1 protein-coding gene and 1 pseudogene are annotated in these 2,630 nt (G+C 41.0%); one reads left to right on the forward strand and one right to left on the reverse strand.

Translation table 11 applies throughout. The features are described 5' to 3' along the window. Positions 1–112 precede the first annotated feature (112 nt). Complete coding sequence (locus H6F92_RS00420; RefSeq protein WP_190356402.1) at positions 113–1,966, reverse strand: hypothetical protein; 1,854 nt, start codon at positions 1,964–1,966, stop codon at positions 113–115. Between the two features lie 471 nt (positions 1,967–2,437). Here H6F92_RS00420 and H6F92_RS00425 point away from each other — a divergent pair. After that, positions 2,438–2,630: pseudogene (locus tag H6F92_RS00425) on the forward strand (ISL3 family transposase); the annotation flags it as partial.

Raw genomic sequence — 2,630 nt, forward strand, 5'->3', positions numbered from 1 at the left:
TAACTGATAACTGATAACTGATAACTGATAACTGATAACTGATAACTGATAACTGATAACTGATAACTGATAACTGATAACTGATAACTGATAACTGATAACTGATAACTGATTAAAGACAGTTTTGCTGCCAGAGTAGTTCTTTTTCGATTCCCTGTTTTTCTCCGGGGGGGACAGTCCTTTCCCGCATAATATAAAGTTGCAGGGATTTAATTTGTTGATCACTACCGTGCTGCTGATTCCAGTTTTGACAGAGATACTGACCAAACTCTCTATAAACTGACCGACCGATAGCTCGATTAAGATTAATAAAATATACCCGCCACTGCATGGTTTTATACAAACGATTGCGATCGCTATCCGTCGGTTTATCCCAAATTACCGGCTGTCCTTCTCTAAATATATCTACCGTGGAACCATCGGCTAATTGACTGACTGCCACAAACCAAGCATCATCGCGAGGGGGGCTAGGGGAGAAAATAGTCCAATATTGGTCTAAACGGGTAACTCTTGCCAGAATATCAATTGTATTAAAAGTACGACGGGTGAGCAAGCGATCAAGAGACTGAATTAGAGGTGTATTTAAATCGCCTCTATCGACCGATTGCCGGACAAAACTGCGTAAATTCCAGATACTGGTCAACAAGAAGAAGAAAATTACCAAAATATTTAAAGGTAAAGAGGATTTAATCGTCAGGGGACGAAACTTGAGAGGTTTGGTGAAATTGCCCATAAAACGACGATGGGAGGCAATCCACTCATAAATTCTCGTTCCCAGGGTCATGAGGGGCGGTAAACGCAAAATTGGCGCTAAAAACCAGAAAATCGGCGAAAGACTGACAATATAAACCAATGCTGACCATTTAAACCGACGTTTTCCCTGCCAATCTTCCACCACCCAAGAATTTTGGGCCACCATATCCTCGTATATTGAGGGGTTATCCTGCGCGACTAACAGGGGAGTGCCGGGTAAAATGAGAAAAGTGCGGAGAAGATGAACAACTTTCTTGCAAAATCCACAATCTCGATCATAATTAATCCTTAAACCTTCTCTTTCTGGGTTTCTCATCCGTTTTTGTCCCCAATCCCAGACAAGACTAGGTATGATGGGCAACCAATGGGTAACACTCAAGAAAGGGAAAACCCCTAAATGTAGAATCAGTGCAAAAACCGTATGCAAGAAAATAAAGGAAACTACGGCGATTATTTTAAATAAACTATTGCGAAGGGGAACAAACATCAAGAGCGGACCGAACCATTCAAAGCCTAGTGCTGAAATTGTTAGGAATTTGAGGAATTGCTGCGGTAAAGTCAGTAAAAAACTCCCCAAAGCGGTGGCGTATTGATCGTAACTAAGAGAGTAATAAACGGCTGTACCGTCAGGCCACCAAGTCTCACTTTTGAGTTTAAAGACCACTGACCACATATAGATGTAACACACCTGTATCATAAAAGCCACCGTGGCAGCCGAAACTACGCGCTTGGGTAGGGGGTTGGGATTGGTGTTTAAGGCACTTTCCACGGAATAACAGGCACCGAGGGGTAAAAACATCGCCCAGAATAATACTGCCCGGATTACGTCATCGGCGGCAAATAGTAACAGGGGGTTGCGATGATGTAAAGAGACGATTAGCGCCCAAGTGGCGATCGTGGCTAAACGGGTATGATAGCCAATTAAAAGCAATAATGCGATCGCTATAGCGACAATAAACAGGATACTCTGCACCAGTACCGAGTCACTGAGAGCAAAAATAGACCAGTAAAAAGGACTAGCAGAAACTTTCGATAAGCTTCCTAGGGGTAAAACCCCTAATTCACTGTAATGGGCAGTTACTTGGCTAAAACGAACCGATAAATCCACTAAAACCACTAACGCCAAGGCAATGCGAAATAAAGCCAGCGATCGCAGGTCAAACCCGAAAATCTCTGCCAGTCTTTGTCTAAATGATTTTGTCATTATCGCCATAGGATGATGATTCCCTCCACTTCTTCAATAAACCTACTTTATAGCAAGTAAAAAGGCCAAAGGCAAAAGAAAGCTGTCAGTATTCTCCGAGTCAGTATTCTCCGAGTCAGGACTCATCGTTCGCTCAATTTTTCGGGAGTGAAGGAGTAAAATCGGTTGAAAGACTTGCCCCGTAAAGAGTAGAGCGAAACCAGCGACTTCAATAGACCTCTTGCATAATTTTTTTATTGTATAGTAGAAGGCTTGGCTTTTTTCTCGATTTTTAGATGGAAGTGGAAAAAAGAATAAAAGGCTCTTCGGTAATTGTTATGCAAATAATTAACTTAAAATAAAATTCGATGAGAGAGCCTACGCCCAAAAATAGCTGAAACCCATACAGAAAAAGACTTTAAGCACAAACTGGTTAATACCAAAAGATAGACAATTGAGTTAAGATTTAATATAATAACCAAAAACCAGAGTATTTTACTTATGATACTTGACAAATTTTTGAACCTAAAAGGAACCTGTATTCAAGGCTATCTACACCTATAAAATATCGGTATAGTTTGCCGAATCGAATCGAAAAATCAAAAAGCCATCTGTCCTCGTTGTGGGTTAGAGAGCGATAAACTACACCAAAATCATCGACATTTAGTCAAAGATTTACCAATCTCAGGTCAAC

This window comes from Microcystis wesenbergii FACHB-1317, assembly GCF_014696875.1.
Taxonomy (GTDB): domain Bacteria; phylum Cyanobacteriota; class Cyanobacteriia; order Cyanobacteriales; family Microcystaceae; genus Microcystis; species Microcystis wesenbergii_A.